Raw genomic sequence first — 7,445 nt, 5'->3', positions numbered from 1 at the left:
GCACGCGTGTTATAGGCAAAGTGGTATCGGCGATTTCTCCCCTTAGAGGTTTTCCACTTCATCTGAATGGCATTATGAAACATATGAAAAGTATTAAGTAAATGCCCCGGCAGGAAATACACTTTCAGTTTGAAAGGTGTTTGTAGTTGCCTGGCCTTCTGGCATGCCTTGCTCTCAGAAGCCTGAATAGGAATGCCCGCAACTCCTAAACGTAGCAGCGGGCTGCAGTCGCTTGGGCTATGACTACCAAAACTGCAGCTTGGCAGTGCATACTGGCTCAGCAAGGCGTGACCAGATTGTAAGTGCGCAGATCGAACTCTCACATGTGACATGACTTAGTTCAAAAGGGATAAGTTCCTGGTGAAGGCCACGCGTAATGCTAAACATTTCCGCCTTAATGATCCGCAGGCTGGGACCACGGTCCCAATAGATATGTCAGTTTAGTTTGGTGCTGGGACCATGGTCCCAGCAGGTATCAAATTTATTCTGCTGTAAGTCTATCCTAGCTGTAGCGAGGGTAATGGCGATGAAACTAACGAACTCAGGTTCGCTCCTGAATGAGGTAAGCTGGGACCATGGTCCCAGATATAAAAGTGATGTGCGTTTGATTAAAGTGGAGTCTGGACTCGTGACTGGCTGAATGAGGGAGAATAATGAGTAATGTGAACCAACCACACTCTGGGACCATGGTCCCAACAGCCATTGTTTTAGATGTAGCTTACTGGATATGAGTCTTGCAGAGTCAAGGATAAACACAGTAAAGGGTATCTGGCAGTTGGGACCGTGGTCCCAACTTTAAGATTTCAAATTCTTATATCACTGAAAAGGGGATTCTTTATCAGTTCTATGCCTTCGCAGAGAAATGCATGTGCAGGGCCTGCGTTCTGGGACCATGGTCCCAGAACAATGTTTAATGATTGAGGCGAATGAGCAATTCTTCAAACTGTGCAATAAGAGACTCGGGGATTTTGGTTCTGTCCAGACTGAACAACACCTTATTGCCCTTGTACTGCGCAGTCGCCCCCGGAGCAAAGTCCTTCTTGACCGCAGGTTCCCGTATCGCATAGGTGCCTCTAGTCAGCGCCGAATTCAGTTCCTTAATGATCTCATCTGATTCATAAAGGAGACCGTTTTTTCGTCCTGCGATAAGGGACTCGGTTTGTTCAGCCAGCAATGATTCTTTGCCTTCAAACGCCTTATATAACTGTTCACCGGCCCTAGCCGAAAGCTCACCCGGATGTGAGAAAAGCGAGAGCACGTCATGCGGCAGCTTTGATGTGTTGACGCAGCGCGTAATGACTTTACGGGAAATTCCTTCAGCATCAGCGAGAGCCGAAATGTTATTCGCAAACTCATTTTCCAGCCTCTGCGCGTAGCGTTTTCCCCGTTCGAAGGCACTGGTAGGTCGGTAGTCATTGCCGAGTTTACACAGCGCATCCATCTGTTCATCATCAAGCTCGCCAACCAGCACGCGATATTCTGATGAAGTCAGGATTGCCGTCATACGTCTGCGGCTACCATCGGCAACCTCAATTCCAGCGTTAACATGGCGACCAAAGGCCGGGTTTTGCTGACCATTCAGCAGGAAAGAGGGGATAAGATCATCGAGAGCGTCTTCTGTCAGAAAAGCTTGCACTCGCTCATTGCCGCCCCAAACGTTAGTCTTCTTTTCTACCTGACCGGCTGGCACAGTTTCCAGCGTAAATTTAACGTCTCGTCCACATACGGGTAACACGATAGTATTGCCTTTAGTCATGCCGCCAACGCGAGCTATCAGGGAATCAACCATCGGTGCTGCGGGGGCAGAGGACGGATTAGCAGCAGAAGAGGAGGGCGAAGATTTAGGAATAATGGGTGCACGTTTCATCAGCGGATCTCCCAACGCGGCTTAATAAGGCGGTCAAAGATTTCGTTGCAGACAGGCTCCCAGATGGCCAGCGCGTTGCGCCAGGCACCGGTGGAGGAGCGCTGATCGATAGCCTGCTCAAACACGGTACGCATCCTGATTTGTCCTTTCCCTACCTCATCTGTTTCGCGAACAACATTCTTAAGTACCATGCCGCCCCAGGCGTCACGGATTTGCTCTTCCATCCACGGCGACTGCGAACCGTTATTGTTGCTGTACTTGGTTAAAAGTATACGTACGTCCGGCTCAAACCCCTGGAGATCAACATTCTTCAGCAGATCGCGAAGCATGTCGAAGAACTGCAGGGCGGAAGTATAGTCAAACAATTCCGCCGGGGTTGGCACGATTAGCACGTCGGCTGCGCACACCACGTTAATGGTACCAATACCGAGGTTTGGGGCACTGTCGATGACGACCACGTCATAATCCTGCGCAACAGATTCAATCGCCAGTCTGAGCATCATGTGAGGCTCGGTCGGCAGCTTGCCCTCGTCGTAGCGCCCCATGAGCTCGGTTTCAATGCGGTGCAGTGCAAGGCAGGAAGGGATGATGTCAAGCCCGGGCCAGCAGGTAGGCCGGATGGCATAGAACGCGTCATCACGTTCGCCGAGATAGAAGGGCAGCAGAGTATCGTCAGCGTGAATGTGCAGGTCCGGTACCCAGCCGTGATACATGGAGGCTGTTCCCTGCGGATCGTTGCCTTCAACCAGCAGCACACGCAAGCCCTTGAGCGCCAGATCCTGCGCAAGATGAACCGACACGGAAGTTTTGTATACACCACCTTTATGCGCCGCCACACCAATCACGGGAGGGATACTTTCATCTGGCCGGCGCAGGCGGGTTCCGAAAACATCCCTCATGTGATTGATTTGTTCTATGGTATAGCCCACGCGCTGCTCCACACGCCCGCGCATCTCCAGATCGGGGTAGGGGAGGCGTCCCGCCTTCTCCGCATCACGAATAGCCTGCGGCGATACACCAATCAGGTCGGCAGCTTCACCAACCCGCCATCTGCGGGTGATCTTTCTCGCCTCCGGGCTGTCATCATTAAACTGAGCTACAGCAATAGCTTTGGTCATATCGTGACCGGCAGCTATGCACTGGTCTAGCGTTTTCATCAATCCCACGTGATTATCCTTAAATGACTTTGCATAATGTCATTAAATCTTGATAATTGATGCAAAGCAACACCAAAACTGCAAATATCATGGTTTAATGCAAAGTTTAAGAAAATCGTCAGGCACTTGGTCTATCTTCTTCGGAAATTTTGCAAAGGTCTCTCGCCTGAAGCCTAATCACTAACAGCACAGTGTTTTCCCTAATATCCGTAATCTGGTGCACCTCCAAACTGTAAAAATGCAATGTGGCCAATGCCTTACTTTTCTACTTATAATGACTAAATGGCCATAAAAGCCTATGCATGAAAGCTGATATGAAATGGGTGGAAACCCAGTGATGGCGCAGTCTGGCGGCGAATTCTGGCAGAATTAAGGCGACGCTACGCGAAATTTAAAAAAAATAGTGGGATGTGGGAACCCAGAATTTGCGTAGCATCATCGATATTCGCCAGCTTGAGCTGATGGACGCTATGTAATGAAAGCAATCACGCCAAATATGTAGCGTCATGGAGAGGGAGCGCATAGATAACTTATTCTGAAGCTGACATAAACAACAGCCGGACGCAGAACTCAAAAGAGTGAAGGTAATATGAACACTCACCTAGAAGGAAAAAGGGGCATGGTTGCGCCCCGTTGAATTCAACTCTCGAGGCGGGGCGCAAACCTGCGGATCCGAACCTGGATTTTGCCATCTTCCCGCTCTGTAAAGTCCCTGATGATGTCGGCATCCTTCAGAGCAGTCAAAATGAATAAGCAATTTTCTGGCTGAGTAACATCAAAAGTTGCTTCGGTGGTATTGGTGAAGACCTTATGGAGACCTGGCTCATCCAGTTCACGCACTATCTCTCCGGCCTCATGTCTCGAAAGGCGACCCGAACGTAACAGGACAGCTGCAAATTTATATTTGAGCGCCTGTGGTGATGCGCCATGCACAACTAACGCCATAACATCAGTAGGGGGGACCACAATACTCTGTTGAAGATATTCTTCATAATAGTGCGAGACGATCGCAGCTCGTTCAACAGCCGAAAGGAATGAGCTTTTTATGACTGCAGCAAGCATCGGTATAAAGAATTCGTTAGTATCATTCGACCCCAGATAATATTCGAAATATTCTACAAATTCGTCTTTATTGTGGCTGAACCAGGTCACATAAACTTCAAGCATATCAGTCGTCGATGCAGCATAGCGTGCCGAAATTGCATCATAATTTTCATCAAGGGCTAGTTTTTTCTGATTAATCAGCCTGACGAAATTCCTTAGGCTGAGCCGATCATCGAGTTGCGAGGTACTGACACTGACTAATGTCATTACTTGTCTGTAAATTTCATCGCTGATTTCATTGTTGCAGACTATGGCCGCATAAAGTACGTCTCGATCGTGGTCACTCTGAGGTTCAGGCTTGGTGCAGGCATAAATACCGACATGAGCCGACAGATGGAATGCCAATACCGCCTCACTGTATCCCTGCTTGAGATAATCCAAAAGGGAAGGCCATCCTGCCTCAACACGCTCGTGGGCATAAAAGAGCTCGCGGAAGTTAACTTCCTCTCCGTTATAAACTGAAACGGGCGTATCAGGGATACCTGAAAGCGACGAGAGAATGAAGTCTTTCTCTGCCACGATTCGCTGCTTCATTTCATCACTGACATCAGCCAGCTCGAGGATTTTCAGGATGACATCTTCGTTCTCAAAGGACGTCAGGAAACACTCGCTGATGAACGTATTGATATTGTTCAAAATGTATTCCCGTACGGGCTCTGCCCCAGAATAACCTGATGCAGTCCACGGATAACCGATCAACTTCCCTAGTTCTTTTTCCTCATCCTCTATCAATGACCAAAGGGCAACAGCCAGAGTGTCACGATTGATATTATAAAGAGAATTATTCGCTATAAATCGCGCGCATGCCCTTTCAGTTTCGGTGTCAGGAAAGTAAAGCGAATTGAATTTGATCCCCGCTTCAAGAATGTGCCGCATATAAGGCATCGCATTTTCAGCACTGAGATGGGAGATAGCACCGCTGCCCAGTGAGTGGGCAAAATCATGGTACTTATCAGCATCGGATGCGCTGGATGGTGAAACGTTCGCGATAATAGCCAACGAAATCCGGTAATGTTCAGCACTCTCTGTCTGATTGTTGAGCATATCCAGCATCGCATCCAGGTGCGCGCGGGTCCCCAACGCGTGCTGAATAAAGCGGTCAAATATATGAGGAACCTCAAAGCGATTAATCAGCACGGAAAAAACATTAAGAATATGATCCGGGTTGCGCGTAAACAAAACTGAGATGACTTCAGGTAGTTGAGGGCTGTTTTTTTCCAGCATCCATGCAAGAATCTGATGATGCATCGCACCTTCATGATAGATGCGATGATGAGTTACCAGTTCAGGAACAACCTTTTCTGCATCATCAATGTAAAACTGCTCGTTGGAAGCCTGACAGGAAAGATCCTGTCCCAGGGCCTTGATGAATTCATTATCGTTTTCAGACATTGAGCCTTTGTGAAAAATCGAGCGATACATCATAAAATCTTGCATGATGTGGCCGTCGGCCAGCAAAAAATAAAGGGCATCGAGACCGCCATATTGCATGTCTGAACGCAGGGTTTCTACTTCCTGGCTTGTCACATGGTCGTGCCCGTCCATTCCGCTGATATATTCTTCAGCAAGTTTGCCAAAGGCTTCTCTTCCCATTTTTTTTACCAGTTCGCTGAGAGTAATCGCATTGCGGTACTTTATATCTCTCCTCAAACGCTCAGATTGCTGAACAAGGTTTTTGTAAAGTTCAGTTTTAATTTCACCTGTGGATTTTTTTCTATCGTAGTATTCCTGCAACAGGGTCTTTCGTTTTTCAAAGTCGGAAGCATTAAAATTTTGGTAATGATACAAATTACTACCAAAATATATTTCCTTATCTGAAAGCAAATCAATAAATGCATCTTCATTATTGATTAAGTTGACATTAGAAACTTGCTGATAAGTGGAATGATTAAGTTTTTACAGATATATATTCTACCTACTAAATCTTCGGGTAAGATCCTGTTAACAATGTCTCTTCGTAAATCTTCAGCTGATGAAGCTCTCTCACTCTGCACCTCATATATTTTCGATGTAATTTCAGATAACTCCCTATCTAAATCACCAAAATAATTTGAATGCAGAAGCCGAGTGCGGTAATTATGGATAAATGAAAATAGGATCCCCGTCCTTTTCTCAATAAAACTATAATCTAAAGCAAAAGTGTTTTTATAGAAAACGAGAGAAAAAAGTTTTATTTTATCAGATTTATTGTCAACAATTTCTTTGAATACAAGATATTCGTTGATGATATTTTTAAGGCATCGCATATCTTTAATATAAGCAGAAGCATTCTTCAGACATGCAGAACTCTCCTGCGGTAAGTCTTGCATTTTGTTATGAAGAAGTGTGAAAGCATTTCGGCTGTCCATAAAAGGAATAACGGGAACAATAAAATCAAAAAATTTGGTTCTTGCGTCAGCGCCAAGAAAAATGTCGTCTCTGACAGCATATACAAACCTGACAGGGTCAGCTTCAGAGAGATTATTGTTTACAATCTTGTTTATTTCTCGCAACTTGATGAATATCTCAGGAGTTCCAAGTCGATCGAGATCCTCAAAAACTACAACTCTATAGGTTAACTTTGAAAAAAATAAACAATTTCATCAAGACAATTGTTAAGCAATGAAGGCTGTTCCTGAGATGACAGTTCAGCCTCACCTTTAAGAAAGGCGATTTTATTCAGGCGAAGTTTCTTATCAAAGATCCCAACTCCAGAAGCAACCCTGATAAAATTATAAACCGTTAAAACACCAGATATTACCATAACAAAAATTTTATTTCTGGGTGACTTATAAGGAACCCACTGAAAAACGACGGCACATTAAAAAACCAATCAGTGTAGAGAGGAAAATCATTCCACTAAATACAGCCGCGGGTAATACCAACGCGAGAGTAGACCAAAATATAGAATTGATGTGCCTTCTGTCCCGATTCTGTATACGATCTATTCTTGAATCTGGCAGCGAATCTTTATTCTCTTTATACAGAATTTGCTGAAGAATACTCAATTCCACTTCAGGTGTAGAAGGAACAACCGTCTCTTCTCTGCCTGACATGTCAAAACCTGCCAGTGAAACATTAATGTATTTAAAAGCATTCTTTCTTAGAAATGAATAAATTACCGTGCTTTTACCTGCTCCATACGGCCCGGTCACTGCGATATTCCTGATATCTTGATGGTGAAGTGAAAATTTGAGCGCCTTGAAATACTCATTCATATTTTCATCATCAATGTTATTCGGTGTCAACGCTTCATATCGGTGCTCTTCAAATTGAGAGGGTGGCTCAGAATCACCGTCTGATTTAAATATTTCTTTTATTTTATTAATAAACATAAT

Annotated in this window: 4 protein-coding genes and 1 pseudogene; all 5 read right to left on the bottom strand. The window is 45.4% G+C overall.

All coding sequences use genetic code 11. The annotated features are described in order from the left end of the window. Positions 1–910 precede the first annotated feature (910 nt). The gene (locus PSSD_RS24950) at positions 911–1,867 is read right to left on the bottom strand and encodes a ParB/RepB/Spo0J family plasmid partition protein (protein WP_064511485.1); all 957 of its coding nucleotides are present in this window, start codon (positions 1,865–1,867) and stop codon (positions 911–913) included. Continuing rightward, a complete protein-coding gene (gene sopA / locus PSSD_RS24945) occupies positions 1,867–3,033 on the bottom strand; it encodes a plasmid-partitioning protein SopA (protein WP_058974108.1) in 1,167 nt (388 codons plus the stop codon). The genes PSSD_RS24950 and sopA overlap by 1 nt, the downstream gene beginning before the upstream one ends. A gap of 630 nt (positions 3,034–3,663) precedes the next feature. Continuing rightward, on the bottom strand, positions 3,664–5,952 hold the full coding sequence (locus tag PSSD_RS24940) for a hypothetical protein (protein ID WP_153011509.1): 2,289 nt from the start codon (positions 5,950–5,952) through the stop codon (positions 3,664–3,666). Positions 5,953–5,978: 26 nt separating this feature from the next. Further along, positions 5,979–6,871 (bottom strand): annotated as a pseudogene (locus PSSD_RS24935) (YobI family P-loop NTPase). 25 nt (positions 6,872–6,896) lie between these two features. Next, a partial coding sequence (locus PSSD_RS27885; protein ID WP_439654620.1) for a YobI family P-loop NTPase occupies positions 6,897–7,445 on the bottom strand: 549 nt, incomplete at its 5' end.

It is taken from the genome of Type-D symbiont of Plautia stali (assembly GCF_001485335.1).
GTDB classification, from domain to species: Bacteria; Pseudomonadota; Gammaproteobacteria; order Enterobacterales; family Enterobacteriaceae; genus Pantoea; species Pantoea vagans_C.
Note: the sequence above shows the minus strand (reverse complement) of the source record. Positions and strands in the feature narration are given on the sequence as shown.

What these genes read in the sequence shown, in the direction of transcription:
- PSSD_RS24950 (WP_064511485.1), bottom strand. Translation starts at nt 1,867, where the DNA reads ATGAAACGTGCACCCATTATTCCTAAATCTTCGCCCTCCTCTTCTGCT.